At 49.0% G+C, this 16,065-nt stretch carries 14 protein-coding genes; 2 read left to right on the top strand and 12 right to left on the bottom strand.

What is annotated here, in order from left to right; genetic code table 11:
* Window positions 1–151: 151 nt before the first annotated feature.
* Window positions 152–2,200, top strand: coding sequence for a S9 family peptidase (locus Q1A04_RS17670; protein WP_299708634.1), 2,049 nt, complete (start codon window positions 152–154; stop codon window positions 2,198–2,200).
* Window positions 2,201–2,562: 362 nt separating this feature from the next.
* On the opposite strand, the gene aroF is transcribed toward Q1A04_RS17670, so the two are convergent.
* The 8 genes from aroF to Q1A04_RS17630 form a co-directional block, all read right to left on the bottom strand.
* Window positions 2,563–3,573: a 3-deoxy-7-phosphoheptulonate synthase gene (aroF, locus tag Q1A04_RS17665; RefSeq protein WP_299708631.1), complete on the bottom strand. Its 1,011-nt coding sequence runs from the start codon at window positions 3,571–3,573 to the stop codon at window positions 2,563–2,565.
* Window positions 3,570–4,358, bottom strand: a complete 789-nt coding sequence (gene trpA / locus Q1A04_RS17660) for a tryptophan synthase subunit alpha (protein ID WP_299708628.1) — start codon at window positions 4,356–4,358, stop codon at window positions 3,570–3,572. Before trpA ends, aroF begins: the two co-directional genes overlap by 4 nt.
* Window positions 4,348–5,538 carry a tryptophan synthase subunit beta gene (trpB, locus tag Q1A04_RS17655; protein WP_299708625.1) on the bottom strand — a complete coding sequence of 397 codons (1,191 nt, stop codon included), beginning with the start codon at window positions 5,536–5,538 and terminating at the stop codon, window positions 4,348–4,350. Before trpB ends, trpA begins: the two co-directional genes overlap by 11 nt.
* A 154-nt stretch (window positions 5,539–5,692) precedes the next feature.
* Window positions 5,693–6,334 (bottom strand): phosphoribosylanthranilate isomerase, encoded by a 642-nt coding sequence (locus tag Q1A04_RS17650; RefSeq protein WP_299708622.1) that lies wholly within the window; start codon window positions 6,332–6,334, stop codon window positions 5,693–5,695.
* Between the two features lie 28 nt (window positions 6,335–6,362).
* Window positions 6,363–7,187 (bottom strand): indole-3-glycerol phosphate synthase TrpC, encoded by an 825-nt coding sequence (gene trpC / locus Q1A04_RS17645; protein ID WP_299708619.1) that lies wholly within the window; start codon window positions 7,185–7,187, stop codon window positions 6,363–6,365.
* Window positions 7,188–7,246: 59 nt separating this feature from the next.
* Complete coding sequence (gene trpD, locus Q1A04_RS17640) at window positions 7,247–8,257, bottom strand: anthranilate phosphoribosyltransferase (RefSeq protein ID WP_299708616.1); 1,011 nt, start codon at window positions 8,255–8,257, stop codon at window positions 7,247–7,249.
* Between the two features lie 83 nt (window positions 8,258–8,340).
* Window positions 8,341–8,904 carry an aminodeoxychorismate/anthranilate synthase component II gene (locus Q1A04_RS17635; RefSeq protein ID WP_299708613.1) on the bottom strand — a complete coding sequence of 188 codons (564 nt, stop codon included), beginning with the start codon at window positions 8,902–8,904 and terminating at the stop codon, window positions 8,341–8,343.
* A gap of 1 nt (window position 8,905) precedes the next feature.
* Window positions 8,906–10,315 (bottom strand): anthranilate synthase component I family protein, encoded by a 1,410-nt coding sequence (locus Q1A04_RS17630; RefSeq protein ID WP_299708610.1) that lies wholly within the window; start codon window positions 10,313–10,315, stop codon window positions 8,906–8,908.
* A 565-nt stretch (window positions 10,316–10,880) separates the two neighbouring features.
* Here Q1A04_RS17630 and Q1A04_RS17625 point away from each other — a divergent pair.
* Window positions 10,881–11,288 (top strand): hypothetical protein, encoded by a 408-nt coding sequence (locus Q1A04_RS17625; protein ID WP_299708608.1) that lies wholly within the window; start codon window positions 10,881–10,883, stop codon window positions 11,286–11,288.
* Window positions 11,289–11,364: 76 nt separating this feature from the next.
* On the opposite strand, the gene hisB is transcribed toward Q1A04_RS17625, so the two are convergent.
* The 4 genes from hisB to hisG form a co-directional block, all read right to left on the bottom strand.
* Window positions 11,365–12,459, bottom strand: coding sequence for a bifunctional histidinol-phosphatase/imidazoleglycerol-phosphate dehydratase HisB (hisB, locus tag Q1A04_RS17620; protein ID WP_299708606.1), 1,095 nt, complete (start codon window positions 12,457–12,459; stop codon window positions 11,365–11,367).
* A gap of 75 nt (window positions 12,460–12,534) precedes the next feature.
* Window positions 12,535–13,581 carry a histidinol-phosphate transaminase gene (gene hisC / locus Q1A04_RS17615; RefSeq protein WP_299708604.1) on the bottom strand — a complete coding sequence of 349 codons (1,047 nt, stop codon included), beginning with the start codon at window positions 13,579–13,581 and terminating at the stop codon, window positions 12,535–12,537.
* A complete protein-coding gene (gene hisD, locus Q1A04_RS17610; RefSeq protein ID WP_299708840.1) occupies window positions 13,574–14,863 on the bottom strand; it encodes a histidinol dehydrogenase in 1,290 nt (429 codons plus the stop codon). Before hisD ends, hisC begins: the two co-directional genes overlap by 8 nt.
* Entirely contained in the window at window positions 14,863–15,714 is an 852-nt protein-coding gene (hisG, locus tag Q1A04_RS17605) for an ATP phosphoribosyltransferase (RefSeq protein ID WP_299708602.1), read from the bottom strand. The genes hisD and hisG overlap by 1 nt, the downstream gene beginning before the upstream one ends.
* Between the last annotated feature and the right edge of the window lie 351 nt (window positions 15,715–16,065).

Here is a 16,065-nt window from a genome sequence, read left to right as displayed (position 1 = left end):
GTGCATGATGATGGTGCAGATGTGCCATTGTGCCTTTCATTGGTACAAATATAAGTTGCGGATGGCGGAATACCATGCTTCTGTCTGTTTCTTTTTCGGAAGGTATACGATTGTCATTTCAGAATGTCGGGTTTTCGGTTATTTTTGGAGCATGAAAAAGATAATGATACTGGCTGGTGTGTTTGCCGTGACAATGGCGCAGGCACAACAGCGCATGACCCCGGAACTTCTTTGGAAACTGGGCCGGGTTTCTGCAGAAACCATAACTCCCGACGGTAAATCCGTGATCTATGGCGTGAGCTACCCGAACGTGGAAGAAAACAACAGCGAGCGCAACCTCTACGCTATACCTGTTGCGGGTGGACAAGCAACCCAGCTGACTTCTAGCAAAGGCAGTGAAAGCGTGGTGCACATTGACAAGGCGACAGGCAACGTCGTGTACCTGCACAAAGGGCAGCTATGGCAGTTAGCGGGTGGCAAAGGCGCACCGAAGCAACTCACCAACGTGGAAGGCGGCCTGAGCAATGTGCGTTTCTCACCAGATGGAAAACACTTATTGTTCTCCCGCGAAGTGGAAGTGAAAAAGATGCACAGCACCGACATCTACCCAGAGTTGAAGAAGTCGAATGCTTACGTATACGACGACCTGAACTACCGCCACTGGGATACGTGGGAAGAGGGCAAGTTTCAGCACATCTTCTTTGCCAGCTACAACAATGGTCAGCTCGGCACGCCGGTTGACCTGATGAAAGGTGAGCCATTTGATGCGCCGCAGAAGCCGTTTGGAGGCAAGGAAGACGTGATCTGGAGTCCGGACAGCAAGGCCATTCTTTATGTGAGCAAGAAGAAGTTTGGCAAGGATTACGCTGTAAGCACCAATACCGACATTTACCGCTACGATATCACCAGTGGAAAAACGACCAACCTCACAGAGGGCAACATGGGCTACGACACCCATCCAACTTACAGCGCCGACGGTTCTAAACTGGCTTGGCTGGCGATGGACGAAGACGGCAACGAGGCGGATCAGAATGAGCTGATCGTACTAGACACAAAGTCGGGTAAGAAGCACAACTTGACCAAAGACTGGGACGAAACCATCAATGGATTTGAGTGGAACAACGACGGCAGCAAGATCTGGTTTGTAGCCCCTACCAAAGGCACGATTCAGGTATACGAGATCGCGCTTCCGAAAAACCTCGAGAAGTTCACGGCAAAAGGTATACGTCAGGTGACCAAAGGCCAGTTCGACGTGAATGGTATTGCGGGTCAGGCTGGCAATAACCTGATCGTGTCGCGCAACGACATGAACCGTGCGCCGGAGCTATATCGTCTGGATACCAAGTCGGGCCAACTGACGCAGCTCACGAAAGTGAACGACGAGGTATACGACAAGCTGGCGAAGAGCAAAGTGGAGCCACGCACCACCAAAGCCAGCGATGGCAAAGACCTGTTCTCGTGGGTAGTATACCCACCGGACTTCGACCCGAACAAAAAATACCCGACACTACTCTACTGCCAAGGTGGTCCGCAGTCTGCCCTAACACAGTTTTACTCTTACCGCTGGAACCTGCAGCTGATCGCAGCGCAAGGCTACATTGTGGTGGCACCTAACCGTCGCGGCATGCCGGGTCATGGCGAAGAGTGGAACCGCCAGATCAGCGGTGATTGGGGCGGTCAGCCAATCCGCGACTACCTGTCTGCCATCGATGATGTTGCTAAAGAATCTTATGTAGACAAAGACAGACTGGGTGCGATTGGCGCGAGCTACGGTGGTTACTCTGTGTTCATGCTGGCGGGTCTGCACGAAGGTCGTTTCAAGACTTTCATCGCACACGATGGTTTGTTTGACATGCGCAGCTGGTATGGCACCACGGAAGAAATGTTCTTCGCCAACAACGAACTGAAAGGCCCTTACTGGGAAACTAAGTCACCACAGAGCTACAAGGAGTACAACCCGATCGAACTCGCCAACAAATGGGACACGCCGATCCTGATCGTGCAGGGCGGACAGGACTTCCGGGTAGGTATAGAGCAGGGTCTGCAGGCTTTCCAGCTTGCTCAACTTAAAGGCATCAAGAGCCGCCTCCTATACCTGCCAGACGAAAATCACTGGGTACTACAGCCGCAGAACGCCATGGTTTGGCAGCGCGAGTTCTTCAAGTGGTTAGATGAAACGCTAGACAAGAAAGCTAATTAAAACAGAAAGCCCGGTACTGTGTAGTACCGGGCTTTTTTTATGTTCATGGGATGAAGGACTATCCTTAAGGACAGGGCTGTTTTATTCTTAATAGATAAACTTAAAACATTCTGTCATTCTGTTAAGAAACTTGGTTGAAATAGAGGGCCCCTACCCCCGGGAGGTTAAGCAGAAGCTACTTGCTACTAAGATCCTTACAGGATGACAAAAGAGGTAGAATGATATGTAACGGCTTTACCCTTGAGGGGATATCAGAAGTGTTGACGTTTTATAAAAGTTTCTCACAACTTGCTTTACACCCCTATAATCCCCTCAAGGGTATAGTTTCTCTAGTACTTAACAGCCCTACGACCTTATCAAAACTAAAAGCTTTCCCGCAAAGCAAACGCCTGCCGCATCCGCTTGATCAAACGCTCCGACTCCTGAAAATTCACCGTCTGCTGCCCATCCGAGAAAGCTTCTTCCGGCTTCTGGTGCGTTTCGTAGATTACACCATCGGCTCCGGCCATTACAGCGGCCAGCGACATTGGCTCTACATGATCCCGCAATCCGATGCCGTGCGATGGGTCCACAATTACCGGCAGGTGCGTTTTGGCTTTGAGAACCGGCACTGCGTTCAAGTCGAGCACATTGCGGTAGGCGTTTTCATAAGAGCGTATACCGCGCTCGCAAAGCATGATCTTCTCGTTCCCGTTCGAGAAGATGTACTCGGCCGCCTGCAGCAACTCTTCCAGCGTACCGGAGATGCCACGCTTCAGCAACACAGGTTTCTGGGCCTCGCCCAGTGAGTCAAGCAAATTGAAGTTTTGGCTATTGCGAGCTCCTACCTGAAACACATCCACATAATCGACCATGTCCTCGATCTGCGACACCTGCATGACTTCGGTGATGATCTTGATGCCATTTTCGCTGCAAAGCTGGTGGAACATGCGCAGCCCTTCCAGCCCCATCCCTCTAAAAGCATAAGGCGAACTGCGTGGCTTGAACACACCGCCACGCATGATTTTCACATTATTGGCTTTTAGGTGCTCGACCACCAACTCGATCTGCCGCTCGTTTTCGATAGAACACGGACCAGCCATGATACTAAAGTTTCCCTCTCCTATTACCACGCCATCGCCCAAGTCGATCAGTGTCGGATTCACGCGCCACTTGCGGGAAATCAGTTTGTACTCGTCCGACACGCGGTGTATGTCCGCCACGCCCGGCAACTGACCCAGCGTGCGGATGTCAAAATCCTTTTTGCCGATGCCGACAATGTAGTGTGCTTCCTGTGTCTTTACTTCGTTGGCTTTAAAACCTATACCTTTTACTTCCTGCAGTATCTCTTCCAGTAGTTCGGTAGGTATACCTTGTTGCAATTGTATGATCATGCGATTTCGTTCTGTCTGATACTTTGAATAAATGTGCTGATTTTTTCGTGAAGGTTCCCCTCCTTGGCTAATGCCTTGATAAAAGCACTGCCGATGATAGCGCCGCTGGCGTGGTTACAGGCCTGCGTGAACGTGTCGTGGTTGTGAATGCCAAAACCGATGATGCCCGGATTGCGCAGGCCCATTCCGTTCACACGCTCAAAATAAGACGTGTTTACCACCGACTGCCCCGTTGTGCTGCCCGTCACTGAAGCGGAAGATACCATATAAATAAAGCCATTGGTGTGCGTATCGATTTCGCGGATGCGTTGTTCCGGCGTCTGCGGCGTGATCAGGAAGATATTACTGAGACCATATCGCTCGAACAAGGCCTTATATTCCCGCACATAATCCGACAAAGGCAGGTCCGGCAGAATCAAACCGTCGATACCTAATTCACTGGCTTTTTGCAGAAAGCGCTCCATCCCATACTGCATCACCGGGTTCAGGTAGCCCATCAGCACCAGCGGAATCTGGGTATGCTGGCGGATATCCTGCAATTGCTCAAACAGCTTGGGTATGGTCATGCCGTTGCGGATCGCTACTTCGGAGCTTTGCTGGATGGTCGGACCGTCGGCCAATGGATCCGAGAAAGGCATACCTATTTCAATCAAGTCTACCCCATTTTTCTCAAGCTCCAGCATGATTGGCACGGTGTCCTCCAAGTTAGGGAAGCCTGCCGTGAAATAGACTGAGAGCAAGCCCTGCGGCTTTTGAGCGAATAATTGCTGAATTCTATTTTCCATCTAGGTTGAATCTGTCTAAGTAAGTTGCCAAATCTTTGTCACCGCGTCCTGAAAGGTTGATTACCACCACATCACTTGGCTTCGCGCCCAGTCTGCCAATTGCGGCCAAGGCGTGGGCTGTCTCAAGCGCAGGTATAATGCCTTCGAGTCTGGTCAGTTCCAACACCGCCTGCAAGGCCTCCTCGTCCGTGATACTCTCAAAAATGGCACGACCGGACTGGTGCAGATGCGCATGCAGCGGTCCTACTCCCGGGTAATCCAAGCCCGCAGAAATAGAGTAAGGCTCTGTTACCTGTCCGTCTTCCGTCTGCATCAGCAAAGTGCGACTGCCATGGATAATACCTTCTTTGCCTAGGACTGAGGTAGCGGCCGACTCACCGGAGTCTATACCTAGGCCAGCAGCCTCAACCGCCACGAGCTTCACCTCTGGCGTATCGAGGTAGTGGTAAAAAGCACCGGCTGCATTGCTGCCGCCGCCTACACAGGCCACGACATAATCCGGGTTCTCACTGCCGGTCTTCTCCAGCAACTGCGCTTTCATTTCTTCTGAGATCACCGCCTGAAAACGAGCCACCATGTCTGGGTATGGGTGCGGACCTACCACGGAGCCGATGATATAATAGGTATCTTCGGGGTTGTTGATCCAGTCGCGGATGGCTTCGTTGGTCGCATCTTTGAGGGTACGGCTACCGCTGGTGGCAGGCACTACCGTGGCGCCTAACATCTTCATGCGAGCCACATTAGGGGCCTGTCGCTCAATGTCTACTTCACCCATGTACACGATGCACTCGAGGTTCATCAGTGCACAAACCGTAGCGGTAGCCACGCCATGCTGACCGGCACCAGTTTCCGCAATGATGCGGGTTTTGCCCAGACGCTTTGCCAGCAAAATCTGCCCAATCGTATTGTTGATCTTATGTGCACCAGTATGATTAAGGTCTTCCCGCTTGAGGTAGATGTTCGTGTTATACTTTTCGGAAAGGCGCTTGGCAAAGTATAGGGGCGTCGGCCGTCCCACGTAATCGCGGAGCAAGCTTTGCATTTCCTCCTGAAAATCCGGCTCTGCCATAATCTTCAAATAGTTCTCCCGGAGCTCCTCCACATTCGGGTATAGCATTTCCGGGACATAAGCCCCGCCGAACTTGCCGTAAAATCCGTTTTCGTCTACTGAGTATTTCATGTGTTTTTTATCTTTTGGTTCTGCATGGCGCGAGCGTCCTCGCTCGCGACTAGCTATTGTGGTGGCCCCTAGTGTTAAGCCGAGACTCCTTACAACTGAGCCAGAGACCCCCTATGATAAACACGAGCGAGGAAGCTCGCGCTATAAAATTTTCTTAATTACTAACTCTAAACTTGGTGATCAGCTCCTTCAATTTACCCACATCCTTCAGTCCCGGCTTTAGTTCAAAACCGCTGTTTACGTCAATCGCGAAAGGCTTTGGACGAAGCTCTTCAAACTCCTTGCTCTGAAGGTTTTCCAGATTCAGACCGCCGCTCAGGAAATATGGAAGAGGCGAGAAGTAACCTTTCAGCATTTCCCAATCGAAGACAGTGCCGTTGCCGCCGTAGTTGTTCCCGCGGGTGTCGAACAGCAAATAGTCGCAGTAGCGTTCGTAGAGCAAAGTGTTCTCAAACACAAAGCGGTCGTCAACCGAAAAAGCCTTGATTAATCGTATACCCGCCTCTTGCAATTCCCGGCACTGGCCCGGCGTTTCGCGGCCGTGCAACTGTACCAGATCCAACCCATACTTCTGAACAATCTCCTGAATAACTTCAGTAGCTTCATTCACAAAAACGCCCACTTTCTGTATACCTTCCGGCAGCTCAGCTAAAAGCTGCGGCGTAATGCATGCTTCGCAGTAGCGTTTGGAGCCTTCATAAAAAATAAAGCCCATATAATCGGGTTGCAGTGCCGCCACCTGCCGGATGTTTTCCGGATCGCGCATCCCGCATACTTTTATTTTCAGGTCTTTCATTCTACCAGATTGTTATACTGACTCCCACTTACGACTGCGCCTGTACAAGCGAAACGTTTTGTTGCAGCTGACGCAGTTCACGGATAAACTCAGCGGCTGCACGCTCCGGACGACCGTCTGTCATGAATGTCTCCCCGATCAGGAAACCATTGTAACCCGCCACCTGCAACTCTACCAGTGTTTTCGGTGATTTCAATCCGCTTTCAGATACCTTGGTTATACCTGCAGGGATGTGCTGCGCCAATTCTAAGGACAAGGCCACATCCGTTTGGAAAGTCTGGAGATTGCGGTTGTTCACTCCGACAATCGTCGCATCCTCACTCAACGAAGCTTCCAGTTCTTGCTGAGAATGCACTTCCAGCAATACTTCCAGTCCAAACGAGCGGGCAAAAGCAGCCAGTTGTTTCAGCTTAGTAGGCTCCAAAGCCGCAGCGATTAGCAAAATGGCATCAGCACCGATCGACTTGGCCTCTACGATCTGGTACTCGTCCACTGTGAAATCTTTTCGCAGGATCGGGCAGTAGTTATACTTGCGAGCGATCATCAGGTCTTCGTTTTTGCCTCCAAAGTATTGAGTATCCGTTAGAATTGAAAGAGCCGAAGCTCCCGCCTGCATGTAGCCGATCGAAGTTCGCTCTACTGACACGTAAGGGTTGATATCTCCTTTAGAGGGTGATTTGCGCTTGATTTCAGCAATGATGCCACTCTTGTCTGGTCGCAACAGGTAGCGTTCCAGTGAAAGACAAGGCGTCTCGAAGTATAAGCTCTTCTCCAGTAGTTTTACCGGGTATAGCGCCTTACGGTCTTCAACTTCTTTGTATTTATGGGCAATGATCTCGTCAAGAATGTTCATGGTTTTAATGTGCTAATTATATAATGTATTAACAGGATGCTCTAATAATTTGAAATTGATTAGGCTGTTACCAGCTTGCTGTCATTTATCAGCTTGTTAAATAAGGTATAAGCCCTACCTGATTGCAGTGTTTCTTTAGACAAATCCACGGCATCAGGTATAGCGGTTCCGGGACGGGCGCAGTGGATGGCCATGCCTGCATTGGCAGCGACTACATCAGTTTGGGCGGCCGTGCCTTCGCCTTTGAGCACCTTAAGGAAAATCTCAGCAGAATCGGCTATACCTTCTCCCCCTTTGATCTGGTTGTGCTCCAGACGGCCAAGCCCTAAATCACTAGCGTCGAGCAATTGTTCTTTGCTATCTGCAATCATTTTGAAGGGGCTCGTCAGGGAGATCTCGTCGTAGCCGTCCAAGGTATGGAGGATGCTATACCTAATGTCAGGTTGCTGTTGGTAGAGGTAGCCGTACATACGCGCCAGTTCCAGACTGAAGACCCCCACCAGCTGTTTCTTCGGGAAAGCTGGATTTACCATCGGCCCGAGCATGTTAAAGAAAGTCTTTACGCCGAGGTCTTTGCGGATTGGTCCGACACTCTTCATGGCCGGGTGGAAAAGCGGGGCATGCAGGAAGCAAATATTATACTCTGCAATGCTGCGTTCCAACTTGTCTTTGTCGGTGGTGAATTGAATACCCAAAGCCTCCAGCACGTTGGAAGAGCCGCAGGACGAGGAAACGCCATAGTTGCCATGCTTGGCGACTGCAATCCCATTTGCAGCTACCACAAAGGAAGATAGCGTAGAAATGTTGAAGGTATCCTTCCCATCGCCGCCCGTGCCGCACAGGTCCATCGGGTCATAAGAGTCCAGTTCTACCCGGTGACACAACTCCAGCAAGGCATTTCGAAAGCCTTCCAATTCCTCCACAGTAATGCTGCGCATCATGTAAACGGTCAGAAAGCTCGAGATCTGGCTTTGGTTATACCTACCGGCGGCAATATTCTTCAGCACCTCACGCGCCTGTTCCCTGCTCAGCGTTTTATGTTCAAATAAGTGGTTCAGTATTTCTTTCATGGTTGATATTTTTTGTCTTTTCGAGAACAGCGAGAAATCTGCTGCATTTCTAATTCAGATCTCTCCTATCATCGAGATGACATTTAATGTGTTAACCAGTTTTTGATCATCTCCCGTCCGTGCTCCGTCAGCACAGACTCCGGATGGAACTGCACGCCGCGCACATCATAGTCGCTGTGGCGCAGCGCCATAATATTCCCGGTTCCATCCACTGCCGTTGGCACCAGACATTCAGGTAAGTTCTGTTCTACCAGCCAAGAGTGGTAGCGACCGGTGCTGAATTGTTTCGGGAGGTTTTGAAAAAGTGCTTCCTCATCACAAACTACTTCAACAGGGGTAGCAATGCCGTGCCATACCTCGTTGCTGTTAAACAACTTGCCTCCGTACACCTCACCTATCGCCTGATGTCCAAGGCATACCCCGAAAAGACTTTTAGTTGCTCCAAACTCACGGATGATTTCCTTCAGCATTCCCGCTTCGTCAGGTATACCGGGTCCCGGCGACAGCATGATCTTCTTATATTGCGATACTTCCTCTAAGCTTGTCTTGTCGTTTCTTCGCACGGTTACCTCTGCCCCAAGTTCTTGTAGCAAGTGTACAAGGTTGTAGGTGAAGGAATCGTAGTTGTCGATTACCAGAACTTTCATATTAGTTGATCTCCTGTGCTAAAGTGAGGGCTTTGCGCAAAGCCATTAGTTTATTGTCTACTTCCTGCAATTCGCTGTTCTCGTCAGAGGCGGCCACAATGCCGGCACCAGCTTGGTAGAAAAGTTTGTAGTCTTTGCTCAGGAAAGAACGGATCATGATGGCGCTGTTGAAATTGCCGTTGAAATCCATGAAACCGATGCAGCCTCCGTAGAAAGAGCGATTGGTGGTTTCGTACTGATCGATCAGCTGCATGGCCTTGTATTTGGGAGCCCCAGAAAGCGTACCTGCCGGGAAAGTACTGGCTACCATCTGCAGTGAATCTTCCTGATAATGAAGTTGGCCTGATACCTTTGACACCAAGTGAATGACGTGGGAGTAAAACTGTATCTCCCGGAAAGTCTCCACCTCCACGCTATGGCCGTTTCGGCTTAGGTCGTTACGGGCCAAGTCCACCAGCATCACGTGCTCTGCGTTTTCTTTGGGGTCAGCGAGTAGCTTTTCTGCCAAGGCAGCATCCGCTGCATCGTCTCCTGTTCTTCGGAAAGTCCCCGCAATCGGAAAAATACTCGCTTTCCCGTCTTTGATCACCAGCTGCGCCTCTGGCGAGGAGCCGAAGATTTTGAAGCTGCCATAGTCGAAGTAGAACAAGTATGGCGAAGGATTGACAGAGCGAAGCGCCCGGTACACGTTAAAATCGTCTCCCTGAAAGGCCTGCTCAAAGCGGCGGGAAAGCACCAACTGAAACACATCGCCCCGGAAGCAATGCTCCTTTGCCCGCTTAATGTTCTGCAAAAAAGCCTCTCTACCTATATTGCAAGCCTCGTCCCCTATCGACTTAAAGGTATAGCTCGGAATGTTGCGACTATTGAGTAAGGCTTCGAGTTGCGCGATACCATCGTAATCGGAATCGCCACAGGTATGCGAAAAAATATAGGCTTCGTTGGTGAAATGGTTAATCGCAATAATGTAGCGGTACACGGCATAGTACAGGTCGGGCATCTGTTGGCGGTCGGCACGCAAGTCAAGCTTAATGTCTTCAAAATAACGTACCGCATCATAGTTCATGTAGCCAAACAAACCATTGCTGATAAAGTTGAAGCTGTTTTGCTCGGACTCAAATCTGCCGGCAAAAGCCGAAAGTCTGGCAGGTATATTTACGTCGCTGGAGATTGGCGTTTCAACGGTACTACCATCTGGAAATATTTCCGTCAGCACTTCATTTTCAGCTTTTATGCTGGCCATCGGGCTGCAGCAGATATAAGAGAAGCTGTTTTCGGCGCCGTGGTAATCCGAACTCTCCAGCAGGATGCTGTTTGGGAAACGGTCGCGAAGCTTCAGGTATACACTAACCGGCGTAAGCGTGTCGGCCAATAGGCGTTTAGTCGTCGTTGTGATCTTATATTTTTTCATGGTTTGAGTAGGGTTGAAAACAAAAAAAGCCTGCTGTTCAGGTGAACAGCAGGCTTTTATACCTTTGGCTATAGATTGTATTAGCTTCTTATATACAACATAGCGGGTCTGTTCACGATACTTTGCGTAACGTGCCACCACCATGCAGAATGAAGAAGATTTTGGATCATGTTCTTTTTAAAATGGGTCAAATACAGCTCAACCCTCTGTTGCAAAGGTAAAGGCTGAACGCTTTAATGCAAATTTTAAATAACTTTTTTTATAATCTATTTTTTTGGAGGCTTAATAAACTCGAGCTAACATTCTCATATTGACTTGAAAAAAGGACAAAAAATGGAAAAAACGTACTAAGTATTTCCCTCGATGGGAAAGACCGAAGTGACCCAACCAATCTAACACAAAGCTATAATAATTGTTTACCATGAGTTTACAGGCTTTAACTAAAGCGTTAAACATTGGGTCTGATTTTTGAGAAGTGCTTACTGTTTACATTATAGATGCATTGCTTTTTATCAGTGATTGCAAGGTAAACTATAATACAGATGATTTGTGTTTGATTGAACGTATGAAGCTAGTTGCAAACGAAATCTTATATCAGCAAGCCAATATCTTAGTTGAGCTTAATCCTGCTGAGGGCTGGCTGTATGTCAACTGGCAGGGTTTTCAGAACTACGACGTCATCATGGTTAGCTGTGAAAAGATTTTGGAATGCCTGATTGAAACGGGTTCCACCAAGATCCTTAATGACAACACCAAGATCGAAGGCATTTGGTCAGGCGCTGCCAAGTGGGTAGGCCAAGATTGGTTTCCGCGCATGCACGCCGCGGGATTAGAGTGCTTTGCATGGGTATATTCCCCTAGTACGTTTAGCCGCTTATCTGCAGAAAAAACACTAAGCTTGATGACTGACTATAGCTACATAAAGAAATTTGATAATATAGAGGCAGCCAGCGACTGGTTGCGCGCCTGCTGAACAACCGACCAACCGCTTATTCAACCAGATAAAAAGGCTGACTGTTTTGCTACAGTCAGCCCTTTTTATTTATAGACTAAAGTGTACCCTTCGTACTCGGTATAGAGTTATCTTCCGGATTGCGCTTCACGGCCATCTGGACCGCTTTGGCAAAACCCTTAAAAATCGCCTCTATTTTATGGTGTTCATTCTGCCCCTCAGCTTTGATATTCAGATTGCTCTTAGAGGTGTCACTGAATGATTTAAAGAAGTGGAAGAACATCTCGGTCGGCATATCCCCTACTTTCTCCCGCTTAAACTCTGCCTCCCATACCGTCCATGGTCTACCGCTGAAGTCGATGGCAACCTGCGCCAGCACATCATCCATTGGTAGCAAGAACCCGTAACGGCTGATACCTTTTTTATCACCCAATGCCGCCAAGAAGGCCTCGCCTAATGCCAAACCCGTATCTTCGATGGTGTGGTGTTCGTCTATGTGCAAATCGCCTTTCACCTGTATACTCAGATCTAACTTTCCGTGCTTGGCAAGCTGCTCGAGCATGTGGTCAAAAAAACCGAGTCCGGTATGGATGTTCATCTGACCGGTGCCGTCCAGGTTCAGATCAATAGCAATATTGGTTTCATTGGTCTGCCGACGAATGCTTGCGCGACGTGCTGGCAGCTTCAGGAAGGTATAGATCTCGTCCCAGTCGTTAGTGCTTAGTGCGGCCTCGCTCACAGGCTCTTCTCCAATGAAAATAGCTTTCGCGCCTAGATTTTTGGCCAGTTGCACATCCGTTAGCCTGTCGCCTATCACATAGGAGTTGGCTAAGTCGTACTCGCCTGATAAGTATTGCTTCATCATCCCGATGCCCGGTTTGCGTGTCTCTAGACCTTCGTGCTCAAAACTGCGGTCAATCAGAATGTCAGCAAACTCAATACCCTCTCCTTTCAGGATTTCCAGCATCTTGTTCTGGTATGGCCAGAAGGTATGCTCTGGGTAAGAATCGGTTCCCAGTCCGTCTTGGTTCGTTACCAGCACAAGCTCATAATCATGCTCGGTATAGATCTTATATAGGTTGCGAATCACTTTCGGCACAAACTCAAACTTCTCGAAGGAGTCTACTTGAAAATCCGTCTTCGGCTCTACCAGTATGGTGCCGTCGCGGTCAATAAATAATGCTTTTTTCATTTCTTAAACGTATCTCATAGCGCGTATCAGGTAGCACGACTTAACTGTGTATTTGTCGCGTGCTACCTGATACGCTTATTTAAAACTTTGCATAGCTTGAAACAGCTGCTGGTTCTCCTCCACGGTTCCGATCGATATACGCAGACACCCTTCGCAGCCCGGCAGACTGGAGCGGTTACGCACCACAATACCTTGGTCCAGCAGATACTTATACATGCCGTTGGCATCCTTCACCTTCACTAGCAAAAAGTTAGCATCAGACGGGTAGACTTTCTCCACGGCATCCAGACTCGGAAGTGCCTGCACCAGCATCTCTCGTTCCTGCACAATCTCTTCGATCATGTAAGCGAGTTGCTCGGTTTGCTCGAGTGCTTTCAACGCCAATACCTGAGTTGCTTCATTAATATTATAAGGTGGCTTAATCTTGTCAAGTAAGGCTATAATCTCATCTGAGGCAAAGGCCATACCCAACCTCAGACCGGCCATACCCCATGCTTTGGAGAAAGTCTGCAAAACCACCAGATTCGGATACTCAGACAGACGGGTTGTCCAGCTTGGGCTATCGGCAAAGTCAATATAAGCCTCATCCACTACCACCAGTCCGTCAAAATTATCGAGCAGTGTTTCTATGCTCTCCGACTCAATTATGTTACCAGTGGGGTTATTGGGCGAGCAGACAAATATAAGTTTTGTAGTATCCTTCACCTGTCGCAATACTTCCCGAACCGGAATCTGATAGTCAGGTGTAAGCTGCACGGCGTCAAGCTGCACCTCGTTCAGGTTAGCCGATACCTCATACATACCATAGGTAGGTGGCAGGTGCAACATGCTATCCTGCCCAGGACGGCATACCATGCGAAAGAGCAGGTCAATGGCTTCGTCTGAGCCGTTGCCTAGGAAAATCTGTGATGGCTTCACTCCTTTCATTCCGGCGATTACCTCTTTCAGCTTTTTCTGGTGCGGGTCTGGATAGCGGTTGTATTTTTCTCCGGCCAGACTGCCCAAGTTGTTCTCATTCGCGTCTATAAACACGCTGGCACTTCCTTTAAACTCATCCCGAGCCGATGAGTATGGCTTCATCTTCAGTACGTTCGGGCGTACGATACTCACTAAATTAAACATTACCTATCTCCTTCAATCTAATACTAACCGCATTTTTGTGTGCCTCCAAGCCTTCTGCCTCGGCCATCACCTCGATCGTGTTGCCAATATTGAGCAAGCCTTCTGGCGTGACGTACTGGAACGTGATCTTTTTCACGAAGCTATCTAGAGACACGCCGCTGTAGGCACGGGCATAGCCATTGGTGGGGAGCGTGTGGTTCGTACCCGAAGCGTAGTCACCGGCAGACTCCGGACTGAAGTTTCCCAAAAACACTGAACCGGCATTGGTGATCTCATCCAGTACTGCTTCGAAATCAGAGATGGCGATAATCAAGTGCTCGGGAGCGTACAGGTTTGAAAACGCTAGCATCTCTTTCACATCACTTAGCAGAATACCTAAGCTATTATTTAAAGCCTTTGTAGCAAACTCTTTGCGCGGCAGTACATCTAGTTGCGCTTCAAGCTCCTTCTCAACTTCTGTAAGAAATTTTGCCGACGTTGTCAGGAGTATCACTTGTGAGTCAGCGCCGTGCTCTGCCTGCGATAGCAGATCGGCTGCCACAAAAGCCGGGTTGGCTGAATCGTCTGCTATCACGAGCACTTCTGAAGGGCCAGCGGGTAAGTCTATGGCCACGCCTGTTTTGCTGAGCATTTGCTTGGCCACAGTCACGTACTGATTGCCCGGACCGAAAATCTTATTGACGGCTGGCACGCTTTCCGTACCGAAAGCCATCGCGGCAATGGCCTGTGCGCCGCCTACTTTAGCGATGCGCGCTATACCTAGCAAGGAAGCCGTATATAGGATAGCCGGATGAATGGTGCCGTCTTTGGAGGGTGGTGTGCAAAGAATGATCTCGCTGCAACCCGCCAGTTTCGCCGGTACGCCCAGCATCAGCAGCGTGGAGAAAAGCGGCGCGGTTCCTCCGGGTATGTACAACCCAACTTTCTCAATAGCCACGCTTTTGCGCCAGCAGGTCACACCCGGCATTGTCTCTACCTGTTTGGTTTGCTCAGCCTGCTGCGCGTGAAATAGATTTATGTTGCTGTAAGCTTGCAAAATAGCTGCCTTCAGTTCCTCTGATAAAACAGCTTCAGCAGCGACAATTTCTTCTGCTGTGGTATATAGGCTATCCAACTGCACGCCATCATATTTTTGTGTCAACTCGAACAAGCCCGCATCACCACGTTCCTGCACTAACTGAAACGTCTGCGCTATACCTATCTCTAAACTCTCAAAATTCTGCGTAGGGCGTTGCACCAGTTCCAGCCACTGTGAAGTATCCGGAAATTCTATCTTGCGCATCATATAATCATCTTTTCGATTGGTACTACTAATATGCCCTGTGCACCGGCTTCCTTCAATTTCTCGATAATCTCCCAGAAATCATCCTCATTCACAACTGAGTGCAGTGAGCTCCAGCCTTCTTCAGCAAGAGGAATAATGGAGGGAGACTTTGCACCTGGTAGCAGCTCACTTATTTCCTCTATTTTTTCATTGGGTGCATTCAAGAGAATATATTTTGCTTTCTGGGCGCGTTGTACAGCTTTTATGCGGAATAACAACTTATTTAGAATAGCCTGCTTCTCCTCGTTCAGTCCACCGTTGGCAATCAGCACGGCCTGTGACTTAAACACGCGCTCCACTTCACGCAAACCATTGCTGATCAACGTACTGCCTGAGCTAACAATGTCGCAAATGGCATCAGCCAACCCGATGCTCGGCGCAATTTCCACAGAACCGCTGATGGTATGAATGTTGGCTTTTACACCGCGCTCCTCCAAGTAAGATTGCAGTAGATTAGGATAGGAAGTGGCAATATTCTTGTCTTGCAGGTCGCTTATATCGGCATAGGTATCGCCTTTGGGTACGGCTAGTGACAAACGGCACTTGGAAAAGCCCAGCTGCTCTACGGCCAAATGCTGCATTCCCTCTTCCACTAGCACGTTCTCTCCCACGATGCCAATGTCAGCGACACCGTCGGCCACATAACCGGGAATATCATCGTCGCGCAGGTAAAGGATTTCGAGTGGGAAGTTGGTGGATTCAGTTTTTAGTTTGAGTGAACTGGTGATAAAGGAAATACCGCACTCTTTAATAAGTTTAAGCGAGTCTTCACTCAGCCTACCGGATTTCTGGATTGCTAAACGTAGCATAGAATTTTTATGGATTAAACAGGTACAAATAAGAAAGACCTTGCCTCAGGCAAAGTGTAGAAAGGGTATGATGACCCTACAGGGGGCTATATGGTGTTATGATTCCTCTTACGAGGAATGATGGAAATGATGATGCGCAGCAGAACCACAGGCAACAGGTGCTGCCATGGAAGTGAAGAAGATGTTATGTAGCGTGGTTTTGCTCATACTGCTGTCGCAAAGGTATAAGGATTTTGGTTTATACAAAAACAACAGCGCTTTTGTTTTGATTGGAGTAGGTATAATTTGACCCATAAAGGAAAAGGCATCTGTCATAGCTGACGGGTGCCTTTTCCTTTTTGGGTCATAAAA

Origin of the sequence: uncultured Pontibacter sp. (assembly GCF_947499215.1) — a bacterium.
GTDB lineage: Bacteria > Bacteroidota > Bacteroidia > Cytophagales > Hymenobacteraceae > Pontibacter.
The sequence above is the reverse complement of the archived record's forward strand: the minus strand, read 5'-3'. Positions and strand labels throughout refer to the sequence as shown.

Bases quoted from the DNA above. Each gene is read 5' to 3' on its own strand.
- Q1A04_RS17670 (WP_299708634.1), top strand. From the start codon at position 152: ATGAAAAAGATAATGATACTGGCTGGTGTGTTTGCCGTGACAATGGCG.
- aroF (WP_299708631.1), bottom strand. From the start codon at position 3,573: ATGATCATACAATTGCAACAAGGTATACCTACCGAACTACTGGAAGAG.
- trpA (WP_299708628.1), bottom strand. From the start codon at position 4,358: ATGGAAAATAGAATTCAGCAATTATTCGCTCAAAAGCCGCAGGGCTTG.
- trpB (WP_299708625.1), bottom strand. From the start codon at position 5,538: ATGAAATACTCAGTAGACGAAAACGGATTTTACGGCAAGTTCGGCGGG.
- Q1A04_RS17650 (WP_299708622.1), bottom strand. From the start codon at position 6,334: ATGAAAGACCTGAAAATAAAAGTATGCGGGATGCGCGATCCGGAAAAC.
- trpC (WP_299708619.1), bottom strand. From the start codon at position 7,187: ATGAACATTCTTGACGAGATCATTGCCCATAAATACAAAGAAGTTGAA.
- trpD (WP_299708616.1), bottom strand. From the start codon at position 8,257: ATGAAAGAAATACTGAACCACTTATTTGAACATAAAACGCTGAGCAGG.
- Q1A04_RS17635 (WP_299708613.1), bottom strand. From the start codon at position 8,904: ATGAAAGTTCTGGTAATCGACAACTACGATTCCTTCACCTACAACCTT.
- Q1A04_RS17630 (WP_299708610.1), bottom strand. From the start codon at position 10,315: ATGAAAAAATATAAGATCACAACGACGACTAAACGCCTATTGGCCGAC.
- Q1A04_RS17625 (WP_299708608.1), top strand. From the start codon at position 10,881: ATGAAGCTAGTTGCAAACGAAATCTTATATCAGCAAGCCAATATCTTA.
- hisB (WP_299708606.1), bottom strand. From the start codon at position 12,459: ATGAAAAAAGCATTATTTATTGACCGCGACGGCACCATACTGGTAGAG.
- hisC (WP_299708604.1), bottom strand. From the start codon at position 13,581: ATGTTTAATTTAGTGAGTATCGTACGCCCGAACGTACTGAAGATGAAG.
- hisD (WP_299708840.1), bottom strand. From the start codon at position 14,863: ATGCGCAAGATAGAATTTCCGGATACTTCACAGTGGCTGGAACTGGTG.
- hisG (WP_299708602.1), bottom strand. From the start codon at position 15,714: ATGCTACGTTTAGCAATCCAGAAATCCGGTAGGCTGAGTGAAGACTCG.